The following is a 19,739-nucleotide window of genomic DNA, read 5'->3' on the forward strand; positions in this document are numbered from 1 at the left end:
GTCAGCGCGCTGGCGCCCAGGTGAAGGTGGCCAGGGTGCGCGCGGGCAGGGCGGCGTGGAAGCCGACCGCGCCGTCGCGCACCGAGAACGTGCGCGGCGCGTCGGCGCTGTTGGTGACCACCAGCACGCGGCCACCGTCGGCGTTGACGAAGGCCACGTTGTCCACGCCGTCCACCTCGCCGCTGGAGTCCACGCGCCGCGCGCCGGGCCGCACGAAGCGGCTGGCGTGGGCCAGCGCGTAGTACTCGTCTGTACGCGTGACCGCGCCGCTGCGGGTGTCGACGTCGACCACGCCGCGGCAAGTGTCGCAGCCGCCGGCATGCGGGCCGCCGTCCTGGTCCAGCACCAGGTTCCAGAACAGCACGCCGCGCGCGCCGTGGCGCACCGATTCGATGATCAGGCGCCGCGCCTGCAGCGTCAGCCCGCCGCTGCGCAGCGGCTCCCAGTCGCCGCCCGAACACTCGGTCAGGTAGACGTCCTTGTCGGGGAAGGCCTGCCGCACCCTGGACTGCGCGTCAGGCGTGCCGCCGTAGCAATGCCAGGCCACCGCCGCGATGTAGCGGTTGGCCTTGGCATCGCGCAGCACGGCCAGCGGTTCCTCGGGCTTGTCCCAGTTGTGGTCCCAGTCGAACAGCAGCGGCGCCGCCTCGCCGCGCGCCGCCAGCAGCGGGCCGAGGTGCTCGCCGATGAAGAGCGCCCGCGCCGGCGCGTTAAGGCGCATGCCGGGATAGTCCTTGGGCTCGAAGTCCGGCTCGTTCTGCACGGTCAGCGCCCAGATCGGGATGCCCTGCTGCGCGTAGGCGTCGACATAGCGCAGCAGGTAGCGGGCGAACGCGTCGTAGGCCGCCGGGTCCAGCGTGCCGCGCACCAGGCTGCGGTTGGACTTCATCCACGCCGGCGCGCTCCAGGGCGAGGCCATGACCTTGAGCTGCGGATTGATCGCCAGGGCCGCGCGCGTCACCGGCACCACATCGCCCAGGTTGGGCGCGATGGAGAAGCGCGCCAGCCGCGGATCGGGCGCATCGCCCGGCGTGTCGTCCAGCGAGTAGTGGCGGCGCGAGAAGTCCGAGGCGCCGATGGTCAGCCGGGTGAAGCCCAGGCCCAGCCCGCCGTCCTGGCGACCGAACAGCTCTTGCAGCAGCGCCTCGCGCGCGGACGCCGGCAGCTGCTGCAGCACCTGCGCGGAGGCGTCGGTGATCGAGGCGCCGAAGCCGACCATCGCCTGGCGCGGCGCATCGGCATGGACCTCGATCGCGATCGGCAGCGCGGCCGGCGCGTCCAGCGCGACGGGCGCCATCGGCGCCAGCGCCTGGCGATGATCGTGCGTGGTCAGCCACGCCTGCACCTGCGGCGATGGCGTCTGCCCGGAGGCGCCGGCGCACAAGGCGAAGGCGAGGAACAGGCCGGGCAGGCCTGTGCGAAACGACTGCCGGTTCATGCCGCGCGGCCTCATCGACGGCCCCACAACCTGCCTCAAGCCCGCGCCAATGACATGCTGCGCCGCGCAAGATCCGCGCCGCGTGGTGTGTGCCGAGGGCGGTCTGACGTGGCGGACATGCAATCGATTGCTTCAAGGGCTGCAATCGATTGACACGCTTCGGCAGATGGCCGTATCACGGCGCCTGTCAGACGCCTGGGAGGGCAATCAGATGACGTCCACTCCATCACGGGGGCCGTGTGCCTCCATCCGTCGCATGCCCGTCGTTCGCCGCCTCGCCAGCGCCTGCTGCCTGGCCCTGCTGGCGCTGCAGGCGCAGGCGCAGGCGCAGCAGACCGATCCTGGCCCGGTAAGCGAGGCGCAGGACGCCAAGACCCTGGACAGCGTCAAGGTCACCGGCATCCGCGCGGCGATCGCCAACGCGGTCGAGAAGAAGGCCGAGGCGACCTCGATCGTGGAGACCATCTCGGCCGAGGACCTGGGCAAGCTGCCCGATGTGTCCATCGCCGATTCGATCTCGCGCCTGCCCGGCCTGGCCACCCAGCGCGTGGACGGCCGCGCCCAGGTGATCAACATCCGCGGCATGTCCGAGCAGTTCGCCGGCACCCTGCTCAACGGGCGCGAACAGGTCAGCACCGGCGACAGCCGTGGCGTGGAGTTCGACCAGTATCCGTCCGAGCTGATCAACGCGGTCACCGTCTACAAGACCCCGGACGCGGCGCTGATCGGCCAGGGCCTGTCCGGCACGGTCGATCTGCAGACCATCCGCCCGCTGGACCTGTCCGAGCGCCGCATCGTGTTCGGCGGGCAGGGCGAGTACAACTCGCTGGGCAAGCTCAGCGACGATGGCAAGGAGCGCGGCTATCGCGCCAGCGCCTCCTACGTGGACCAGTTCGCGGGCGACACCATCGGCGTGGCCCTGGGCGTGGCGCGGCTCAACTCGCCCTTCCAAGAGCAGCACTACAAGTCGTGGTGGTGGGCGGACCTGGACGGCGTGGACTGGGGCGACCCGCCCCAGGCCGGGCGCCCGGCCAACGCGATCACGCTGGAAGGCGCCGAGGGCTGGATCAAGTCGCGCGACCTCCAGCGCGATGGCGTGATGGGCGTGTTCGAGTTCAAGCCCAACGACCGCTTCCACTCGATCCTGGACCTGTACTACTCCAAGTTCGACCAGGACGAGGTGATGCACGGGACGATGTGGAACAACGACCCGTGGTTCGTCGGCGAGAACGGGCAGGGCGTGAGCTTCTCCAACGCCACCACCACCGACAAGGACGGCCGTCCGGTGGTGACCAGCGGCACCTTGAACAACGTGCAGCCGCTGGTGCGCAACGACAGCAACCGACGCCAGGACAAGCTGTTCTCGGTCGGCTGGAACAACGTCTTCAAGCTCGGCCAGGCCAGCACGCTCACCGCCGACCTCAGCTACTCGCGCGCCAAGCGCGACCAGTCCGCGCTGGAGCTGTACGCCGGGCGCCTGGACGGGCAGTCGATCGACTTCGACCTGAAGACCTCGCCGGGCTATTCGCAGTTCGCCCTGCCCGACATGGCCGATCCCAACGCCGTCTATCTGTGGGATCCGCAGCATTACAACCACGACGGGCGCCTGGAGAACTCCCGGCAGAAGGACACCATCAAGGCCGGCCGCTTCAACTTCAACCACGAGCTGGACAACGCCGTGGTGCGCAGCGTCGATGTGGGCGTCAACCTCAACAAGCGCACCAAGGAGAAGTCGGCCGAGGTGTATTTCGCCTTCCTGCCGGGCGAAGTGCCGCAGCGGGTCGATCCTTCGCTGCTGGACGCGCCGGTGTCGCTGGACTTCACCGGCATGGGCGATGTCATGGCGTTCAACCCGTGGGCGCTGATGGACCGCTACTACGACGTGGTGCTGAGCGAATCCAACGACGACCAGCGCAAGGACTTCACCGTCGAGGAGAAGGTCAATACCTACTACGTGCGCGCCAACCTCGACATGGACCTGACCGACCGCATCCGCGTGCGCGGCAACGCGGGCATGCAATACATCACCACCGACCAGTCCTCCACCGGCTTCAACGCCTCCAACACCTCGCAGATCACCCCGCTGACGCTGGGCACGCAGTACAGCGACTTCCTGCCCAGCGTGAACCTGATCTTCGACTTCGGCGAAGGCTGGCTGATCCGCGCCTCGGCGGCCAAGGTGATGATGCGCCCGCCGATCAACTACCTCAGCGCCGATGCCGGCGCCGGGGTGATCGACAGCGGCGCCGAGGCCGGCCGCTGGTCGGGCAGCGGCGGCAACCCGCGGCTGGAGCCGTACCGGGCGATGGCCTTCGACCTGTCCTTCGAGAAGTACTTCGGCGAGGGCAGCTACGTCGGCCTGGCCCTGTTCCGCAAGAACCTGCAGACCTACATCTACCGCCAGAACCTGACCTGGGACTTCAGCGGCTACACGCCCGATCCGGACGGCACCCAGCCGATCTCCAACATCGGCAACTTCAACACCTGGGCCAACGGCAAGGGCGGCTACATGCGCGGCGCCGAGCTGTCCACCGCGCTGTCGGGCGGCCTGATCAGCGATGCGCTGTCCGGCTTCGGCACCCAGCTCAACATCAGCTACACGGCCTCCTCGATCGATCCGGACCCCAACGACAACACGCCCGGCACCGACACCATCCCGGGCCTGTCCAAGATCGTGGCCAACGCCACGGTGTACTACGAACAGCACGGCTTCTCGGCGCGCCTGAGCCAGCGCTACCGCGACGGCTACCGCGGCGAGTACAGCGCCCTGTTCGGCCAGCGCCAGTACCGCAACACGCTCAGCGAGCGCACGCTGGACTTCCAGCTCAGCTACGCCTTCCCCAAGGGCAGCGCGCTGGAGGGCCTGACCCTGATCGGCCAGGTCAACAACCTCACCGACGAACCGTTCCGGACCGAGGTCAGCGAGAGCACCGGCACCGGGCTGTTCTTCCCCGAGGAGTACACCAAGTACGGCCGCCAGTACCTGCTCGGCTTCCGCTACGAGCTGTAGGCGCCCCGGTAGCCAGTGATGGGTGTGGGAGCCGCCACGGCGGCGATGGGGCTCTACCGGGAAAGCCCAATCGCCGCCGTGGCGGCTCCTACCCACACAGGCGGCAGCGCGGTTCATGCAACACTGCTTGAATCGCTGACAGAATCGTCAGCGTGCTGTCAGGAAGGCGTTGGGACGCGGTGGACACACTGGCGCCGTACCTTTCGACAGGACCGCCGCATGAGCATCGCTCCCGCCACCTACCACGACGCCATGAAACTGCTGATCATCGAGGACGAGCCCAAGACCGCCGGCTACCTGACCCGGGGCCTGGGCGAGCAGGGCTACAGCGTCGATCACGCCGCCAACGGCGTGGACGGCCTGCACCTGGCCCTGACCGGCGACTACGACGCCATCGTGCTGGACGTGATGCTGCCGGGCATGGACGGGCTGCAGGTGATGCAGTCCCTGCGCGCCCAGCGCGACACGCCTGTGATCATGCTCACCGCGCGCGACCAGGTCGACGACCGCCTGCGCGGCCTGGGCGCGGGCGCCGACGACTACCTGATCAAGCCGTTCTCCTTCCTGGAGCTGCTCGCGCGCGTGCAGGCCATCACCCGCCGCGGCCGCGCCCACGAGTCCACCCAGATCCAGGTCGGCGACCTGCACATCGATCTGCTCGCCCGCCGCGCCACCCGCCGTGGCCGCCGCCTGAACCTGTCGGCCAAGGAGTTCGCGCTGCTGGCCGCGCTGGCGCGCCGCCGCTCGCAGATCCTGTCCAAGACCGTGATCACCGAGACGGTGTGGGACATCAACTTCGACACCAACACCAACGTGGTGGAAGTGGCGATCAAGCGCCTGCGCGCCAAGCTGGAGTATCCGGGCGAGACCAAGCTGCTGCACACCGTGCGCGGCATGGGCTACGTGCTGGAGCAGCGCGAGGGCGAGGTGGCATGACCACCCGCTCCATCGCGGCGCGGCTGGCCCTGATGTTCGGGCTGGCGGCCACGGTGGTGCTGGCGGTGCTGGCTGTCTCGCTGTTCCTGTTCCAGTCCTACGAGCTGCAGCGCAACCAGCGCGAGCAGCTCAGCGCGCGGCTGATGCTGGTCGAGCGCCTGGCCCAGCGCGCCAACGACGCCGAGCACTGGTCGTACTTCCGCGAGAAGCTGGCCGACTTCACGCCCGAGGACGGCAGCCTGTACTTCCTGGCCGACAGCGCGGACCCGCGCTTCCGGGTGGGCAACGGCTTCCTGGACCGGGCCAGCTTCGATGCGCATGGCGAAGGCTTCGGCAGCGCCTCGCTGCCCAACGGCCAGCGCTACATCACCCTGACCCACGCCCTGCCGGCGATGGGCGAGCGCCCGGCGGTGCAGCTGATGGTCGCCGCCGGCCGGCGCGACGTGGAGGCCGCCGAGTGGCTGCAGGCCGTGGGCATCGTGGTGCTGTGCGTGGTCGCCATCGGCCTGGTGTCCGGGCTGGGCTGGTGGATCGCCCGCCGCGGCCTGGCGCCGGTGGACCGGCTGAGCGAACACGCCCGCCGCCTCGACGTGCGCGACGTCACCCTGCGCCTGCCCGCCAACGACCTGCCGACCGAGCTGGATGGCCTGGTGGTCTCGCTCAACGAGGCCCTGACCCGGCTGCAGCGCGCCTACGAACAGCTCAACGCCTTCAACGCCGATGTGGCCCATGAACTGCGCACGCCGCTGGGCAACCTGATCGGCGAGACCCAGGTGACGCTCTCGCGCGCCCGCACGGCCGAGGAGATGGAGGCCACGCTGCAGTCCAACCTGGAAGAGCTCGAACGCCTGCGCAACATCGTCAACTCGATGCTGTTCCTGGCCCGCGCCGACCGCGGCGAGACCGCGCGCGACCTGGTCGAGGTCTCGCTCAACGAGGCCACCACGCACGCGGCCGAGTTCATGGAAATGCTGATGGAAGACGCCGGCCTGGAGCTGCGCATCCGCGGCGATGCCCGCGCCTGCGTGGAGCAGTCGCTGTACGCGCGCGCCATCACCAACCTGCTGGACAACGCGCTGCGCCATGGCACGGCCGGCAGCGCGGTGGACGTGGACATCGCCGAGGGGGCCGACGCGGTGACGGTGACCGTGCGCAACCAGGCCGCGCCGATCCCGCCGGAGAAGCTGGCGCATCTGTTCGACCGGTTCTACCGTGCCGACCCCTCGCGCACCGGCAGCGACCAGAGCCACGGCCTGGGCCTGGCCATCGTCAAGGCGGTCGCGCAGCTGCACGGCGGCAGCGTGTTCGCGCAGTCGCGCGGGGGCGAGGTCGCCATCGGCCTGCGCCTGCCGCGCGTGACCCCGCCCGCGCCGACCCGCGTCGAGAAGCCCGGCCGCGCCGGGCGCGAACCCGCGCAGCTGCCGCAACCCTCGCACTGACCGGCGCGTTTAAAGTGCACGGGTCGGCCCCTGGGCCGCCGTGCCGAAGGACCGCGTCGCCCGCCATGGTCGCCTCCCTGCTGTCCACGCTCCTGGCCGCCGCCGCGGCCACCGCGCCGGCCGCGCGCACCGTCACCGTGCAGACGCAGGTGCCGGCCCACTGCCTGGCCCTGTACCAGGACGCGCCGCACGGCAGCCATCTGCTGGTCTCGGCCGACACCTTGCAGGCGCTAGCCGAGGAGCGCGGCGACGGCCTGCCGCTGGATGCGCGCATGGTGCGGATCATGGGCAAGCGCGCCAAGGCGGTGCTGGCCGCGGCCAAGGACCAGCCGGCCGATGCGCAGGGCTGCCAGCCGGTGTCGCTGGCACCGCTGCACGATGCCGGCTACGTCGCCATCCCCCTGATCGAGGCCGGCCGCGTGGCGGTGTGGTCGGCGCAGTCAAATGCGTTGGCGGCCACGCTGCGCATCCGCCAGGACAGCTGCGGCCTCGACGCCCCGGCCGGCGGCTTCAGTGCCAGCATCGACGGCGAGGCCACCGCCTTCTTCGCCATGATCACCTGTGTGACTTGAGCGCGGATCTCGCGCTCAAGCGTCCCCTTGCAGGCTCCAAGGTGGGAGCCGCCATGGCGGCGATGGGACCTTCCCGGTAGCGCCACATCGCCGCCATGGCGGCTCTCACCAGACGCGCGCTTTCGCTCCGAGGCCTGCCGGCACGGACGCTCAATCCGCGCGCGCCGGCGCCTGCAGGCGCTGCGCCAGCAGCGCGTGCAGCTGGCGCACGGCGGGCGAGAACTGGCGCCGGTGCGGGCACACCAGCAGGATCGGGAAGGGTTCGCCGAACTGCGGCAGCAGCCACTCCAGCCGGCCGGCGGCGATGTCGCGATGCACGTCCAGCCACGACTTGTAGGCGATGCCGTGGCCGGCCAGCGCCCACTGCCGGGTCACATCGGCGTTGTTGCTGAGCAGCTGGCCGCGCACCTGGACCACCTGGCGCTGGCCGTCCACGTCGAAGTTCCAGCGGTCGTAGGCGCGGCCGCCGAGCATGTACAGCACCGCCTCGTGCTCGCGCAGGTCCTCCAGGCGGGCGGGTCGCCCGCGCCTGGCGATGTACTGCGGCGAGGCCACCAGCACGTGGCGGTTGTCGGGCAGCAGCGGCAGGGTCACGTAGCGCGCGTCGTCGAAGCGCCCCTGCCGCACGGCCGCGTCCACCGGCTCGCGGAACACGTCGGTGACCTGGTCGGACAGCAGCAGCTGCACGCTCAGCCTGGGGTGGGCGGCATGGAAGTCGTCCAGCCAGGGCAGCAGGATGTTGCGGCCCAGGTCGGAGGGCGCGGCCAGGCGCAGGGTGCCGGACAGCGGGGCGTCGTCGCCGCGCAGGCGCTCGCGGCCCTGGCGCAGGGTGTCGAGCACCTCGCGCGCGGTTTCCAGGTACTGCTCGCCCTCGGCGGTCAGGCGCAGGGCGCGCGTGGTGCGCACGAACAGGCGCAGGTCCAGCTCGCGCTCCAGCCGCTTGATCGCCGCGCTGGCCTGGCCGGGCAGCAGGCCGGCCTCGCGCGCGGCCGCCGAGAAGCTGCCCAGCGCCGCGGTGCGCACGAACAGCGCCAGGTCGTCGAGCCGGACCATTTTCTCTCCTGCAGTGAAAGTGATGCTCGATTCTGCCGGTTAACACGGCAAAACGCGCGGAGCAAGATGGGCGCCTGTCCCCACTTCACGGAGCTTCCCCATGAAAGCCGTCGCCTATCTCCAGGCTGGCCTGCCCATCGACGACCCGGCCGCGCTGGTCGATGTCGACCTGCCCCAGCCCGTGCCGGGCCCGCGCGACCTGCTGGTCAAGGTCCACGCCGTGTCGGTCAACCCGGTCGACACCAAGGTGCGCCATCGCGCGCAGGTGACCGAGCCGCGCGTGCTCGGCTGGGACGCGGTCGGCACGGTCGAGGCGGTGGGCGAGGCGGTGACCCTGTTCAAGCCGGGCGAGGTCGTCTACTACGCCGGGTCGATCAACCGCCCCGGCAGCAACGCCGAATACCAGCTGGTGGACGAGCGCATCGTCGCGCGCAAGCCGGCCAGCCTGGACGATGCCCAGGCCGCCGCGCTGCCGCTGACCGCCATCACCGCCTGGGAGCTGCTGTTCGACCGCCTGCGCATCCCGGAGGGCCAGGGCGAAGGCCAGGTGCTGCTGGTCACCGGCGCGGCCGGCGGCGTGGGCTCGATCCTGGTGCAGCTGGCGCGCAAGCTGACCGCACTGACCGTGGTCGGCACCGCCTCGCGCCCCGAGACCCAGGCCTGGGTGCGCGACCTGGGCGCGCACCACGTCATCGACCACAGCCAGCCGCTGGGTCCGCAGCTGCAGGCGCTGGGCATCGAACAGGTCCAGCACGTGGCCAGCCTCACCCACACCGGCAGCTATTACGAGCAGTTCATCGAGCTGCTAGCGCCGCAGGGCCAGCTGGCGCTGATCGACGACCTGCCCTCGCTCGATGCGATGCCGCTCAAGCCCAAGAGCCTCTCGCTGCACTGGGAGTCCATGTTCACCCGCTCGGTGTTCCAGACCCCGGACATGCAGGCCCAGCACGACCTGCTCACCCGCGTGGCCGCGCTGATCGATGCAGGCACCCTGCGCACCACCTTCGGCGAGCACTACGGGACCCTCAACGCCGCCAACCTGCGCCGCGCCCATGCCCTGATCGAAAGCGGCAAGGCCAAGGGCAAGCTGGTGCTGGAAGGCTTCGACTGAGGCCGGCGACGCCTCGCGCTCCGCGTGTCCGGGCCAGCGCCTGCCGCGCGCGCAGCGCACGCGGCATACTCGCGGCCCACGCAGGCAACCGACGAGCCATGAACGCGCAGGCGCCACACCCCGCACAGGATTACCGCGCCACGATGGCGGCGCGCATCGGCGTGGGCGTGCTGGTGGCGCTGCTGCTGGCGCTGTGCGCGGCCGGCGCGCGCGCCGGCAGCCTCGGCCTGATGGTGTGCGCGCTGGTGCCCGCCGGGCTGCTGGTGGCCGGCCTGTGGCGGCTGCGGCTGACCCTGGACGCCACCTCGCTGCAGGTCCGCACCCTGTTCGGCGTGCGCCGCATCGCGCTGGCGCAGGTCGCGCGCGCCTGGCTGTCGGCGCCGCGTGGGATCTGGTCCTACGGCCGCGCGGTGCCCATGCTCGGGCTCGCGCCGCGCCAGGGGCCGCCGCTGGTGATCGGCCTGCAGGCGCTGCCGCATGCGGCGCTAGTCGAACTGGGCCGCCGCCTGGTGCCCTACGGCGTGCGCATCGAGGTGGCCGACACGCCCGCCGCGCGCCGCCTGGCGCGCCGCATCTGGCAGCTGCCCAAGCGGTAGGCAGCTCCTGAGGCGCGCCGGCGCAATGCCTGAGACCGGCGGCCGATACACTGCGCGCCATGCAAGCCGACACCCTGATCCTGGGCGTACTGATCGCCGTCGTCCTCCTGCTGCAACTGGTCCTGTTGCTGCGCCGCGGCCAGCACGGCGCGCTGGAACAGGCCCTGCGCGAGGAGCAGCGCAGCGGCCGCAGCGAACTGCGCGAACAGCTCGACGGCCTGGCGCGCCAGCAGGATGCGCGGCTGGACCTGTTCGCCCGCAACCTCACCGACCTGTCCACCCGCACCGACACGCGCCTGGACCAGCTGCGCGAGGCGCTGGGCGAGGACGCGCGCAAGGCCCGCGCCGAGGGCGGCGAGGCCCAGCAGCGCACCGCCGAACTGCTCGGCGCGCGCCTGCAGGACATGCGCACCCAGCTGGATACCTTCGGCCGCCAGCAGGAGGCGCGCATCGTCGCCTTCGGCCAGCAGCTGGCCGAGCTGATCGCCCGCAGCGACACGCACATGGCCGCGCTGCGCGAGCAGCTGGCCGAGGACAGCCGCAAGGCGCGCAGCGAGAGCGGCGAATCGCTGGGCCGCTTCAACGAGCAGCTCGGCCTGCGCCTGACCGAGCTGACCCAGCGCAACGAGGCGCGCATCGGCGAGATGCGCGCCACGCTGGACCAGCAGCTGCAGCGCCTGCAGGCCGATAACGCGGCCCGGCTCGAGCAGATGCGCGTGACCGTGGACGAGAAGCTGCAGGGCACGCTCAACGAGCGCCTGGATGCCTCCTTCAAGCTCGTCTCCGAGCGGCTGGAGCAGGTGCAGCGCGGCCTGGGCGAGATGCAGCAGCTGGCCACCGGCGTGGGCGATCTCAAGCGCGTGCTGACCAACGTCAAGTCGCGCGGCGGCTGGGGCGAGGTGCAGCTGGAGAGCATCCTCGAGCAGACGCTTACCGCCGAGCAGTACCAGCGCGGGGTCAAGCTGCGCGAGGACGGCAACGAGATGGTCGACTTCGCGGTGCGCCTGCCCGGGCGCGGCGCGCAGGACGCGCCGGTGTGGCTGCCGCTGGATTCCAAGTTCCCGCACGAGGACTACGAGAAGCTGCTCAACGCGCAGGAGGCCGGCGATGCCGAGGCCGTGCGCGCCACCGGCGCGCAGCTGGAGCGCGCCATCCGCGTGCAGGCCCGGTCCATCTGCGAGAAGTACATCGTGCCGCCGCGCACGACCGATTTCGCGGTGATGTTCCTGCCCACCGAGGGGCTGTACGCCGAGGTGATCCGCCGCCCCGGCCTGGTCGATCTGCTGCAGCGCGAGCACCGCGTGGTGATCGCCGGCCCGACCACGGTGACCGCGCTGCTCAACAGCCTGCAGATGGGCTTCCGCACCCTGGCCATCGAGCAGCGCTCCAGCGAGGTGTGGGCGCTGCTGGGCGCGGTGAAGGGCGAGTTCGGCAAGTTCGCCGGCATCCTGGAGAAGGCCGAGAAGCAGATCCACACCGTCGGCAAGAGCCTGGGCGATGCCAGCCGCAAGACCCGCACCATCGAGCGCAAGCTGCGCGGCGTGGAAACGCTGGCCGGCGCGCAGTCGCAGGCGCTGCTGGGCGAGGACCTGATCGGCGACGCCGACGAGGGCACCGCTGCGGGCGGCGAGGACGAAGAAGCCTGAGCACGCGGCCGGGTGTCTGGCAGCGCGTGCGCCGACACCCGTGGGAGTGCGACCTCGCGTCTGCGGCGATAGCCGCGCTCAGGCGCCGCCACGCAGGCTCCCTCGCGTAAAAACGCATGATCTCGTCGTTCCCCTGGACGCGGGAGCCCAGTGACATGCTCGGCAAAGCAGCAAAGGCGCTGGATTCCCGCGTTCGCGGGAATGACGGTGACGGTTTCGTCGGGCGTTCCCGCGCTTGCAAGGCCGTTCCGGATTCATGGCCGGGACGTGTCCATCCTTCCGGCGCGCCCGTTGCGCGCCGCGGCGTCGTCCGCGCCGCCATCAGATGCCGCCCCTGCGATGCCCCTCACGTTTCCGGAACGGCAGCGCGCGTAGGGTCCATAGCCTGCGACTGGGTGCGTCCGGCATGTGGCGCAAATCAGGAACTGGATCGATGGCGCAGCCGCACGTGGCAATGTTCTCGTTCACCCTTGGCGCGAACAACAGCATTGGGCCCGCCGAACTGCGCGAGCTCTGGGCCCGGGCCAGCGGGGTGAACGCCGTCCACGTCGGGCGGCGCCTGCAGCCCTACGGCGATGAGCGTCCCACCTATACGTTGTATGGCCCGCAGAGTCTGACCGGTGTGCATGAGGTCGGCCGGCGCCTGTGCGCGCTGCTCGAGGCGCGGCATCTCAATGCCAGAGTCGTGACGCTCTGTGGCACCGCCGGTGTCTGATTCCGGGCAAGAGGCTCCCCATTCCGAAGTTCCTGCGGCGCCGGGCGCGCCGCCAGCGTCGCGGACGCACACGCCCGACCGCCGCTATTACCGCTTCGTCCGCGCCAACACCAACGCGGAGCGGATGATGCGCGAAGTCATCGGCACGCTCGAGGAGCTGGGCCTGCTCGGCCATACCGTGTCCATCGGCGCCATCCACGGCCCGCCCCGCATCGATGCGGCGGGCACCTGCGCACTGGTCGTCAGCGTGCGCGCCTACCCGGACTGGCTGCTGGCCGCGGCGCCCCTGCTCGACCGGCGCGGCCTGGTCGCCCGGGTGCGGGACGACGACACGGAAGTCCACATGCCCCCGGGCGTGGCGGAAGCCGGCGTTAACATTTCCAGCCTAGACTAGCGGCCCGTTCCTCCCTCCCAGTGCGAGCCTGCGCCGATGACCAGCCTGTACGACATTCCCCTCACCACCATCGACGGCCAGCCGGCCACGCTCGGCGACTACCGCGGCAAGGTGCTGCTGGTGGTCAACGTCGCGTCCAAGTGCGGCCTGACGCCGCAGTACGCCGGGCTTGAGGCGCTGTACCGCGACAAGCACGAGGCCGGTCTGGAGGTGCTCGGCTTCCCGGCCAACAACTTCAAGGAGCAGGAGCCGGGCAGCGATGCGGAGATCGCCAGCTTCTGCAGCACCGAGTACGACGTGACCTTCCCGCTGTTCTCCAAGATCTCGGTGGCCGGCAACAGCGTGCATCCGCTGTACCAGGCGCTGGTCAACGCCCAGCCGGTCGCCATCGGCGAAGGCCCGCTGCGCGAGAAGCTCAAGGGCCTGGACATCAAGGTCAATCCGGCGCCGGGCGTGCTGTGGAACTTCGAGAAGTTCCTGATCGGGCGCGATGGTCGCGTCGTGGCGCGCTTCTCTCCGGATGTGCCGGCCGACGACGCGCGACTGCGCGAGGCCGTGGACGCGGCGCTGGCCGTCTGACCGCCAACGCCCCCGGTGCAAACGAAGAAGGCCGCCTGCGAGGGCGGCCTTCTTCGTTGACGCGGGCTGCGACTCAGCGCGCGTTGGGCATGATGGTGGGGATGGCGTCCATCGGCACGGTCGGATTGTCGTCGTCGTCGCGCAGGTAGGCCGGCAGGTCGTCGTTGGCGTGCCCCTTGCGGCGGCTGCGCTCGCCTTCGTCGCTGATCTGGTAGTTGCGCCGCTGCAGCCAGCCGTCGCGGAACAGCGCGTATTCGTCCACCGCGCCTTCGCGGATGGAATCCAGCGACATCAGCTGGGTGCGCACGTCGACCAGCTGCAGGCCCTGCAGGAAGATGCGGGCCTTGTCGTTCTCCACGCGCTGCACCGGCGAGAGCGGCGCATCGCCGACCAGGCCGAAGGTGTCGCGCACCGTGCGCGGGCCGAACAGCGGCAGCTCGAGGTAACGCGACTGGCGCCAGCCCCACACGCCCAGGGTCTGGCCGAAGTCCTCGCTGGTGTTGGGCACCTGGTCGCGGGTGGCCACGTCCATCACGCCGCCGACGCCGGCGGTGGTGTTGATCAGGAACCGCCCCAGCGCATCCCAGGCCTCGCCCGGCTTGCCCTGCAGCAGGCTGTTGACCACCGTCAGCGGCTGGCCGAGGTTGTCGAAGAAGTTGTGCACGCCGTTGCGCACCGGGCGCGGCACCACCTTGACGTAGGCGGTGGCCAGCGGCTTGGCCACGTTGCGGTCGACCACGTTGTTGAAGGCGTGGACCTTGCGGTTCCACTTCTCCCACGGGTCGTAGCTGGGCGGCGCGCCTTCGGCGGGCGGCGGCAGCGTGGGATCGGCGACCGGGTCGTAGGACGAGGTGCCGTAGATGGCGCCGTAGTCACCCTCGGCGCTGGTCGGCGGCGCACTGGTCGCGGCGGCGGGCGGTGCCGCGGCCGGCTCGGCGGCCTGTGTGGCGGGTGCCGGCGGTGGCGGTTCGACCGCCGGTGCGGTGGCGGGCGGCGGCGGCACCGTGGTGCCGGCCGAAGGCGCCGTCGGCTTGGCGGCATTGGACGCGCAGCCGACCAGCAGCAGGCCGGTCAGCAGCGGAGACAGCAGGTGCAAGGTCTTCATTTCCTGAGATCCCTCTGGGGGCGGGCCGACGCGGTGTCGGCGCCGGTCAATCAAGCGGGCTGGTAATCCAGCGCCGGTGTCAGGCGATACGCGGCGCACAGCTCGGCCAGGCCGGGCGCGGCGCCTTCCACGGTGACCGCGCCGCTGCCTGCGGCACGCAGGCGCGCGGCCAGCGCCACCAGCAGCGCCAGGCCGGCACTGTCCAGCGCCGACACGGCCGACACGTCCAGCCGCTGCGCGCCGTCCAGCGCGCGCTGCGCGGCCGGCCACAGCGCCTGCGCGGCGGCACGGTCCAGCGCCCCGGTGAAGATCAGGGCCGGACCGTCGCGTCGGACTGCCGCGTCACTCATGTCCGCGGTCAACGCTGGCCGGTATCGCCGGAGGCCTGCAGGCGGCCAGCGCGCAGGTCGGCGGTGACCTGGGCGATGGACTTCTGCCGCAGCGGGCCGTCGAACTGGTTCTTGAAGGTCTGCACGTAGGAAATGCCCTCGATCATCACGTCGAAGACCTTCCACTGGCCGCCGACGTTGCGCAGCAGGTAGTCCACCGGCACCGGGTCGCCGCTCTCGCGCAGCATCTCGCTGGACACGCGCACGCCCTTGCCGTTGGGCAGCGGGGTCTCGGACTTGATCCGTACGCGCAGGCGCGAGTTGAAATCCAGCAGCGACTGGCCGTAGCGCGCGGTCAGGTTGTCGGCCAGCGCATCGGCGAAGGCGCTGACATCGGCATCCGAGGCGCCGCGGCCGTGCACGCCCAGCACCAGGCGCGCGGCGTAGTTGCCGTCGAAGGCGGTGTTGAACTCGTTCTTGATGAACGCCTTCAGCGCCGCCGGGTTGGACTTGAACTCGGCCCGGCGCTGTTCCAGCGTGGTCAGCACGCGGGTGGACTGGCTCAGCACCACTGCGCTGGCCGAGCCCTGCGCGGGCGCGGCGGCCGCGGCGGAGGCCTGGGCCAGGGCGACGGTCGGGGCGGCGGCGGCCAGGACGGCGGCCAGGGCGAGGGTGATGGTGGAACGCTTCATGGGGTGTCTCCCTTGGGGGCGGTGGCGGCCGGCGCAGGCGCCGGGCTGGCCGCGGAATCGTCGCCAGCGGGCTTGCCACCGCCGCTGAACATGTATTTGCCGACCAGCTGCAGCAGGTCCACCGCCGGCTGGGTGTAGGTGATCTCGTCACCGGCCTTGAGCACGTCCGGGTCGCCGCCCGGCGACAGGCCGATGTAGTTCTCGCCCAGCAGGCCGCTGGTGAAGATGCCGGCCGAGGTGTCGGCCGGCAGGGCCTTGTACTGGCCGTCGATGCGCAGGGTCACCACCGAGTCGAACGTCTTGGGATCCAGCGCGATGTTGGCGACCTGGCCGACCACCACCCCGCCGATCTTCACCGGCGCCTGCACCCGCAGCTGGCCCAGGTTGGTGAAGCGGGCCTTGAGGTCGTAGCCGCCTCCGCCGAAGCCGAAGGAGCGGTTGGTCGAGGCCAGCGCCAGCACCAGCAGCGAGGCCAGTGCCAGCAGCAGGAAGGCGCCGACGGCAAATTCGAGTCGTGGTCCGCGTGCGGCCATGGTCATTTCACCTGTGTGCTGAACGAGGCAACGACGTGGATCGCAGCCTGATTTTCGTTGAATCCCCGCATGCGGATGTGCGGGCGCGTGCGAGGACTCGCGTGGAGGCGTGCGGGCGCTGGCGCAGAAGGCGCGTCATTGGAACAGCATCGCCGAGAGGATGAAGTTGAGCATCAGCACCAGCAGCGAGCCGTTGACCACCGCGCGGGTGGTGGCCACCGAGGTGCCCTCGATGGTCGGCTCGGCGTTGAAGCCCACGTAGGCGGCCACCAGCGCGGCCACGCCGCCGAAGATCGCCGACTTGAGCAGGGCCACGCCGAAGTCGTCCCAGACATCCACGCTGCCCTGCAGCGCCGACCAGAACGTGCCGTTGTCCAGGCCCAGCACCTTGACCGCCTCGAACCAGCTGGCGCTAATCGCCAGCGAGCAGAAGAACCCGGTCAGCAGCGGCACGGTCAGCACCGCCGCCCAGAAGCGCGGCGCCACCGCCTTGGCCACCGGATCGATGGCCATCAGCTCCAGCGCCTTGATCTGGTCGGTGGCGCGCATCAGGCCCAGCTCGGCGGCGATCGAGCTGCCGGCGCGGCCGATGAACAGCAGCGCGGTCAGCACCGGGCCCAGCTCGCGGTACAGCGACAGGCCCAGCAGCGTGGACAGCGCATCGGAGGCGCCGAAGGTGGTGAGCGTGCGATAGCCCTGCAGGGTCAGCACCAGGCCCACGAACGCGCCGCCGACGGCGATGATCGGCAGCGAACGCGCGCCGATCTTGTAGATCTCGCGCGTCAGCTCGGCCCAGAAGTCGCGCGTGGGCACCGAGGCGCGCAGCACCGAGAGCGAGAACAGCCCGGCGGCACCCAGCGAGCGGATGGAAGTGGCGAAGGCCATCAGGCAGGTCCTATGCGGCCCGCGCCGAGGCGGCGCTGTCGAAGGGGATGGGGCCGTCGGGCGCGCCGCGCAGGAACTGGCGCACCAGCGGATCCTCGCTGGCCTCCAGCTGCGCCGGCGTGCCGGAGAACACCAGCCTGCCGTTGGCGATCACCACGGCCTGGTCGCAGACAGGCAGGGTCTCGTGCACGTGGTGGCTGACGATGACGCTGGTCAGGCCCAGCGAATGATTGAGCCGGCCAATCAGCGACATGATCACGCCCGAGGCGATCGGGTCCAGCCCGGTCAGCGGCTCGTCGTAGATCATCAGTGGCGGGTCCAGCGCCAGCGCGCGGGCCAGGGCCACGCGCCGGGCCATGCCGCCGGACAACTCGCGCGGATACAGCCCGCCGGTGGCGCGCAGGCCGACCGCGTTGAGCTTCAGGTCGACCAGCTGGTCGACGAGCGCGCCCGGCAGCGCGGTATGCGTGCGCAGCGGCAGGGCGACGTTCTCGGCCACGGTCAGGTCGGTCAGCAGGCCGTTGCCCTGCAGCAGCACGCCGAGGTTCTTGCGCAGCTCCAGCAGCGCGCGCGCGCTGCGCGGGATCGGCTGGCCGAACAGCGCCACCGTGCCGGCCGCCGGCACCAGCTCGCCGGTCAGCGCCGCCAGCAGCGTGGACTTGCCGCTGCCCGAGGGGCCGAGCACGGCGGTGATGCTGCCCTTGGGCACCACCAGGTCCAGACCGGAGAGGATCGTGCGCCCACCGCGATCCAGGCGGACCGCATCGAACTTCGCAGCAGGAGCGTGGGAATGCGGCATGCGATCGTCTGGCGGAGCGGGAGGAGGGCGGAATGCGAAAAATCGGTTAAGCATGGCCTGCACGGACTGAATGCCACCATGACTGCACCGGCCAGTTCAAAAATTGTAGCTCGACCGCGCTATGCCTTGCACGTGGCGCCCGTCTCCGCTGTCGCAACGCTGCGTGACAAGAGCGACATGCGGCCAACCTCGCAGGTCCGCTCGAGGTCGCGTCCATCAGTGGCGCCATGAGCCCCTGGTGACGAGCGAAAAGTCTTCGGTCGCTGCCTGAAAACGGCAGCCGATCTCCAGCCGCCCAGGCGGGATCCGGCGCGTCCGCCGCGCCAGGTGTGCGTTTCAAGAGAGCGCGCGTTGCGGCTTGTCGATCGCCCGGGATCGGGACCGCGGCCCGGCCCGCGGTCGCGACCATCGTGGCGCTTGTGCGCATCGCCCGGGCACGCGACGATGCCGCCAGGACCTGTCGAGCACGGAATCAACAATGGAACTGTTGAGCTTGGAGCACTTCGCCGGAAGCGTGAACGAGACGTTCGCGGCGCAATTGAACGACGGCGAAGTGGCGTTCGTGCTGGTCGAAGCGCGGCCACTGCCGGCGCCCGCCGCGGCCCGGCGCGCCCCGTTCTCGCTGCTGTTCCGCAATGGCTCGTCGTTCCTGTTTCCGCAGCAGACCTACCAGATGCGCCATCCGCGCCTGGGCGAGATCGGGATCTTCCTGGTGCCGGTGGCGCGCGAGCGCGACGGATTCCTGTATCAGGCGGTCTTCAACTGACGGTGGCCGGCGAGCCTGCGCCATCGGCGCTCCAGCGCATCGCCAGGTGGGTCTGGCCGGCCTCGGCGGGGATGAAACCCAGTCGCGCGTAAAGCCGCTGCGCTGCCGCATTGGCATGCATCACGTGCAGCGTCAGCGCCTGCCCGGCGGCGCTTGCCAGTGCCTGCGCATGGACGACCAACGCGGTGCCGATGCCTTGCCCCCGCCAGGCCGGCAACAGGCTGATGTCGACCAGCACGTGCGGGGCACGGCTGCGGTCCAGGTAGAGCCGACCCAGTGCTCCATGCGCGGTTTCTGCGATCAGGAAGTCGGCGTCACCGAAATGGCGCAGATAGTGCGCGTGCTGCAGGGCGAACTGCTGGTCGAGGAAGGCACGCTTGGCCATCTCAGGCCACGGCACGCCGGCGAGTTCGGTGCTGCGCGTACTGGCGTAGAGCGTGCGCAGCCAGTCCAGGTCGGCGGCCCGCGCCGCGCGCAGGCCGATGCCGCGCGCCTCCAGCGACGCCGGCGCGGCGAAGGTCGCCACACGCTGCGGGAACTCCTGCGACGGTCCGGGCGCGGCGGACATCCGCGCCTCAGTTGAAGACCGGGTAGTCGCCCTGCAGCGCGATGCAGAAGTTGACCGCCAGATACGGCTGCCGGTTCTCGTGCGCCTGGCCGGTGCCCGTGGGCACCAGCATGGTCGGGGAGAACTGCCTGTCTGGCGCGACCGCCAGGAACGGGCGCTCGGTGTTCACGTTGAGCGACGACAGGGCCACACCGCTGGCCGGTGTACCGGTCTTCTTGGTGGCGTCCGCCTGCGAGAAGGCATTGATGCCATGCTGGTGCATTGGAATCTGCGTGCTCTGCAGGCTCACCGAGGGCGAGCCGAAGTTGCTGCCCAGCGTGTGCGGAGTCAGGCCCGGACCCGCGCCTTGCTGACAGGCCGAGCGTGCGGCGAAGTTCGGCAGTTGGAACGTGCTGCTGCCGTTGCCGCCATAGGCCACGCCGAGCAGGGAGTACAGCACGGTGTTCTGCGTGATCGGTAGCGTGGCGCCGTTGCAGAGCGCCCAGCCATACGGGTTGTAGTCGAAGCCGAACAGCTGGATTTCGCCGACGTAGGGTTCGGTCATGAGTGGACTCCTCCAATGGAGCAGATGGC

The 19,739-nt window shown here is 70.5% G+C and carries 21 protein-coding genes; 11 read left to right on the top strand and 10 right to left on the bottom strand.

Translation table 11 applies throughout. The features are described 5' to 3' along the window. Window position 1: 1 nt before the first annotated feature. The gene (locus LAJ50_RS20025) at window positions 2-1,438 is read right to left on the bottom strand and encodes a glycoside hydrolase family 30 beta sandwich domain-containing protein (RefSeq protein ID WP_138652431.1); all 1,437 of its coding nucleotides are present in this window, start codon (window positions 1,436-1,438) and stop codon (window positions 2-4) included. A 256-nt stretch (window positions 1,439-1,694) separates the two neighbouring features. On the opposite strand from LAJ50_RS20025, the gene LAJ50_RS20030 reads away from it, so the two are divergent. The 4 genes from LAJ50_RS20030 (at window position 1,695) to LAJ50_RS20045 (ending at window position 7,395) form a co-directional block, all read left to right on the top strand. Beyond that, complete coding sequence (locus LAJ50_RS20030; protein WP_171044568.1) at window positions 1,695-4,448, top strand: TonB-dependent receptor; 2,754 nt, start codon at window positions 1,695-1,697, stop codon at window positions 4,446-4,448. 252 nt (window positions 4,449-4,700) lie between these two features. Beyond that, window positions 4,701-5,384: a heavy metal response regulator transcription factor gene (locus LAJ50_RS20035; protein WP_130520616.1), complete on the top strand. Its 684-nt coding sequence runs from the start codon at window positions 4,701-4,703 to the stop codon at window positions 5,382-5,384. Continuing rightward, window positions 5,381-6,823: a heavy metal sensor histidine kinase gene (locus tag LAJ50_RS20040; protein ID WP_138652435.1), complete on the top strand. Its 1,443-nt coding sequence runs from the start codon at window positions 5,381-5,383 to the stop codon at window positions 6,821-6,823. The genes LAJ50_RS20035 and LAJ50_RS20040 overlap by 4 nt, the downstream gene beginning before the upstream one ends. Window positions 6,824-6,888: 65 nt before the next feature. Then, a complete protein-coding gene (locus LAJ50_RS20045) occupies window positions 6,889-7,395 on the top strand; it encodes a hypothetical protein (protein ID WP_138652437.1) in 507 nt (168 codons plus the stop codon). A 150-nt stretch (window positions 7,396-7,545) separates the two neighbouring features. Here LAJ50_RS20045 and LAJ50_RS20050 read toward each other — a convergent pair whose 3' ends face one another. Continuing rightward, window positions 7,546-8,448, bottom strand: a complete 903-nt coding sequence (locus tag LAJ50_RS20050) for a LysR family transcriptional regulator (protein ID WP_138652439.1) — start codon at window positions 8,446-8,448, stop codon at window positions 7,546-7,548. 100 nt (window positions 8,449-8,548) lie between these two features. Between LAJ50_RS20050 and LAJ50_RS20055 the strand changes: the two genes are divergently transcribed. From LAJ50_RS20055 to LAJ50_RS20080, 6 genes are all read left to right on the top strand, one after another. Continuing rightward, on the top strand, window positions 8,549-9,559 hold the full coding sequence (locus LAJ50_RS20055; RefSeq protein ID WP_138652441.1) for a zinc-binding alcohol dehydrogenase family protein: 1,011 nt from the start codon (window positions 8,549-8,551) through the stop codon (window positions 9,557-9,559). 98 nt (window positions 9,560-9,657) lie between these two features. Beyond that, a complete protein-coding gene (locus LAJ50_RS20060; protein WP_138652443.1) occupies window positions 9,658-10,155 on the top strand; it encodes a hypothetical protein in 498 nt (165 codons plus the stop codon). 59 nt (window positions 10,156-10,214) lie between these two features. After that, window positions 10,215-11,801 (top strand): DNA recombination protein RmuC, encoded by a 1,587-nt coding sequence (rmuC, locus tag LAJ50_RS20065; protein WP_138652445.1) that lies wholly within the window; start codon window positions 10,215-10,217, stop codon window positions 11,799-11,801. Between the two features lie 433 nt (window positions 11,802-12,234). Beyond that, a complete protein-coding gene (locus tag LAJ50_RS20070; RefSeq protein ID WP_138652447.1) occupies window positions 12,235-12,516 on the top strand; it encodes a hypothetical protein in 282 nt (93 codons plus the stop codon). A 127-nt stretch (window positions 12,517-12,643) separates the two neighbouring features. Continuing rightward, window positions 12,644-12,910, top strand: a complete 267-nt coding sequence (locus LAJ50_RS20075) for a hypothetical protein (RefSeq protein ID WP_130551435.1) — start codon at window positions 12,644-12,646, stop codon at window positions 12,908-12,910. Between the two features lie 36 nt (window positions 12,911-12,946). Then, complete coding sequence (locus tag LAJ50_RS20080) at window positions 12,947-13,489, top strand: glutathione peroxidase (protein WP_130551434.1); 543 nt, start codon at window positions 12,947-12,949, stop codon at window positions 13,487-13,489. A 73-nt stretch (window positions 13,490-13,562) separates the two neighbouring features. Here LAJ50_RS20080 and LAJ50_RS20085 read toward each other — a convergent pair whose 3' ends face one another. The 6 genes from LAJ50_RS20085 to LAJ50_RS20110 form a co-directional block, all read right to left on the bottom strand. Beyond that, on the bottom strand, window positions 13,563-14,594 hold the full coding sequence (locus tag LAJ50_RS20085) for a VacJ family lipoprotein (protein ID WP_138652449.1): 1,032 nt from the start codon (window positions 14,592-14,594) through the stop codon (window positions 13,563-13,565). Window positions 14,595-14,644: 50 nt separating this feature from the next. Then, window positions 14,645-14,944 (bottom strand): STAS domain-containing protein, encoded by a 300-nt coding sequence (locus LAJ50_RS20090; RefSeq protein WP_138652451.1) that lies wholly within the window; start codon window positions 14,942-14,944, stop codon window positions 14,645-14,647. Between the two features lie 8 nt (window positions 14,945-14,952). Next, on the bottom strand, window positions 14,953-15,615 hold the full coding sequence (locus LAJ50_RS20095; protein WP_138652453.1) for an ABC transporter substrate-binding protein: 663 nt from the start codon (window positions 15,613-15,615) through the stop codon (window positions 14,953-14,955). Then, window positions 15,612-16,148: an outer membrane lipid asymmetry maintenance protein MlaD gene (gene mlaD, locus LAJ50_RS20100; protein WP_138652455.1), complete on the bottom strand. Its 537-nt coding sequence runs from the start codon at window positions 16,146-16,148 to the stop codon at window positions 15,612-15,614. The genes LAJ50_RS20095 and mlaD overlap by 4 nt, the downstream gene beginning before the upstream one ends. A gap of 135 nt (window positions 16,149-16,283) precedes the next feature. Then, window positions 16,284-17,033 carry an MlaE family lipid ABC transporter permease subunit gene (locus tag LAJ50_RS20105; protein WP_138652457.1) on the bottom strand — a complete coding sequence of 250 codons (750 nt, stop codon included), beginning with the start codon at window positions 17,031-17,033 and terminating at the stop codon, window positions 16,284-16,286. Window positions 17,034-17,043: 10 nt separating this feature from the next. After that, a complete protein-coding gene (locus LAJ50_RS20110) occupies window positions 17,044-17,832 on the bottom strand; it encodes an ATP-binding cassette domain-containing protein (protein ID WP_138652459.1) in 789 nt (262 codons plus the stop codon). Between the two features lie 478 nt (window positions 17,833-18,310). Here LAJ50_RS20110 and LAJ50_RS20115 point away from each other — a divergent pair, with 478 nt between their 5' ends. Continuing rightward, the gene (locus LAJ50_RS20115) at window positions 18,311-18,598 is read left to right on the top strand and encodes a hypothetical protein (RefSeq protein WP_138652461.1); all 288 of its coding nucleotides are present in this window, start codon (window positions 18,311-18,313) and stop codon (window positions 18,596-18,598) included. Here LAJ50_RS20115 and LAJ50_RS20120 read toward each other — a convergent pair. Both LAJ50_RS20120 and LAJ50_RS20125 read right to left on the bottom strand, forming a co-directional pair. After that, complete coding sequence (locus tag LAJ50_RS20120) at window positions 18,591-19,166, bottom strand: GNAT family N-acetyltransferase (protein ID WP_138652463.1); 576 nt, start codon at window positions 19,164-19,166, stop codon at window positions 18,591-18,593. The genes LAJ50_RS20115 and LAJ50_RS20120 overlap by 8 nt on opposite strands. 7 nt (window positions 19,167-19,173) lie before the next feature. Continuing rightward, window positions 19,174-19,710, bottom strand: a complete 537-nt coding sequence (locus LAJ50_RS20125) for a tail fiber protein (protein WP_130551427.1) — start codon at window positions 19,708-19,710, stop codon at window positions 19,174-19,176. Window positions 19,711-19,739 lie beyond the last annotated feature (29 nt).

Source organism: Pseudoxanthomonas sp. X-1, from assembly GCF_020042665.1.
Taxonomy (GTDB): Bacteria; Pseudomonadota; Gammaproteobacteria; order Xanthomonadales; family Xanthomonadaceae; genus Pseudoxanthomonas_A; species Pseudoxanthomonas_A spadix_A.

Coding starts and splice junctions, on each gene's coding strand:
- LAJ50_RS20025 (WP_138652431.1), bottom strand. CDS start 1,438: ATGAACCGGCAGTCGTTTCGCACAGGCCTGCCCGGCCTGTTCCTCGCC.
- LAJ50_RS20030 (WP_171044568.1), top strand. CDS start 1,695: ATGCCCGTCGTTCGCCGCCTCGCCAGCGCCTGCTGCCTGGCCCTGCTG.
- LAJ50_RS20035 (WP_130520616.1), top strand. CDS start 4,701: ATGAAACTGCTGATCATCGAGGACGAGCCCAAGACCGCCGGCTACCTG.
- LAJ50_RS20040 (WP_138652435.1), top strand. CDS start 5,381: ATGACCACCCGCTCCATCGCGGCGCGGCTGGCCCTGATGTTCGGGCTG.
- LAJ50_RS20045 (WP_138652437.1), top strand. CDS start 6,889: ATGGTCGCCTCCCTGCTGTCCACGCTCCTGGCCGCCGCCGCGGCCACC.
- LAJ50_RS20050 (WP_138652439.1), bottom strand. CDS start 8,448: ATGGTCCGGCTCGACGACCTGGCGCTGTTCGTGCGCACCGCGGCGCTG.
- LAJ50_RS20055 (WP_138652441.1), top strand. CDS start 8,549: ATGAAAGCCGTCGCCTATCTCCAGGCTGGCCTGCCCATCGACGACCCG.
- LAJ50_RS20060 (WP_138652443.1), top strand. CDS start 9,658: ATGAACGCGCAGGCGCCACACCCCGCACAGGATTACCGCGCCACGATG.
- rmuC (WP_138652445.1), top strand. CDS start 10,215: ATGCAAGCCGACACCCTGATCCTGGGCGTACTGATCGCCGTCGTCCTC.
- LAJ50_RS20070 (WP_138652447.1), top strand. CDS start 12,235: ATGGCGCAGCCGCACGTGGCAATGTTCTCGTTCACCCTTGGCGCGAAC.
- LAJ50_RS20075 (WP_130551435.1), top strand. CDS start 12,644: ATGCGCGAAGTCATCGGCACGCTCGAGGAGCTGGGCCTGCTCGGCCAT.
- LAJ50_RS20080 (WP_130551434.1), top strand. CDS start 12,947: ATGACCAGCCTGTACGACATTCCCCTCACCACCATCGACGGCCAGCCG.
- LAJ50_RS20085 (WP_138652449.1), bottom strand. CDS start 14,594: ATGAAGACCTTGCACCTGCTGTCTCCGCTGCTGACCGGCCTGCTGCTG.
- LAJ50_RS20090 (WP_138652451.1), bottom strand. CDS start 14,944: ATGAGTGACGCGGCAGTCCGACGCGACGGTCCGGCCCTGATCTTCACC.
- LAJ50_RS20095 (WP_138652453.1), bottom strand. CDS start 15,615: ATGAAGCGTTCCACCATCACCCTCGCCCTGGCCGCCGTCCTGGCCGCC.
- mlaD (WP_138652455.1), bottom strand. CDS start 16,148: ATGGCCGCACGCGGACCACGACTCGAATTTGCCGTCGGCGCCTTCCTG.
- LAJ50_RS20105 (WP_138652457.1), bottom strand. CDS start 17,033: ATGGCCTTCGCCACTTCCATCCGCTCGCTGGGTGCCGCCGGGCTGTTC.
- LAJ50_RS20110 (WP_138652459.1), bottom strand. CDS start 17,832: ATGCCGCATTCCCACGCTCCTGCTGCGAAGTTCGATGCGGTCCGCCTG.
- LAJ50_RS20115 (WP_138652461.1), top strand. CDS start 18,311: ATGGAACTGTTGAGCTTGGAGCACTTCGCCGGAAGCGTGAACGAGACG.
- LAJ50_RS20120 (WP_138652463.1), bottom strand. CDS start 19,166: ATGTCCGCCGCGCCCGGACCGTCGCAGGAGTTCCCGCAGCGTGTGGCG.
- LAJ50_RS20125 (WP_130551427.1), bottom strand. CDS start 19,710: ATGACCGAACCCTACGTCGGCGAAATCCAGCTGTTCGGCTTCGACTAC.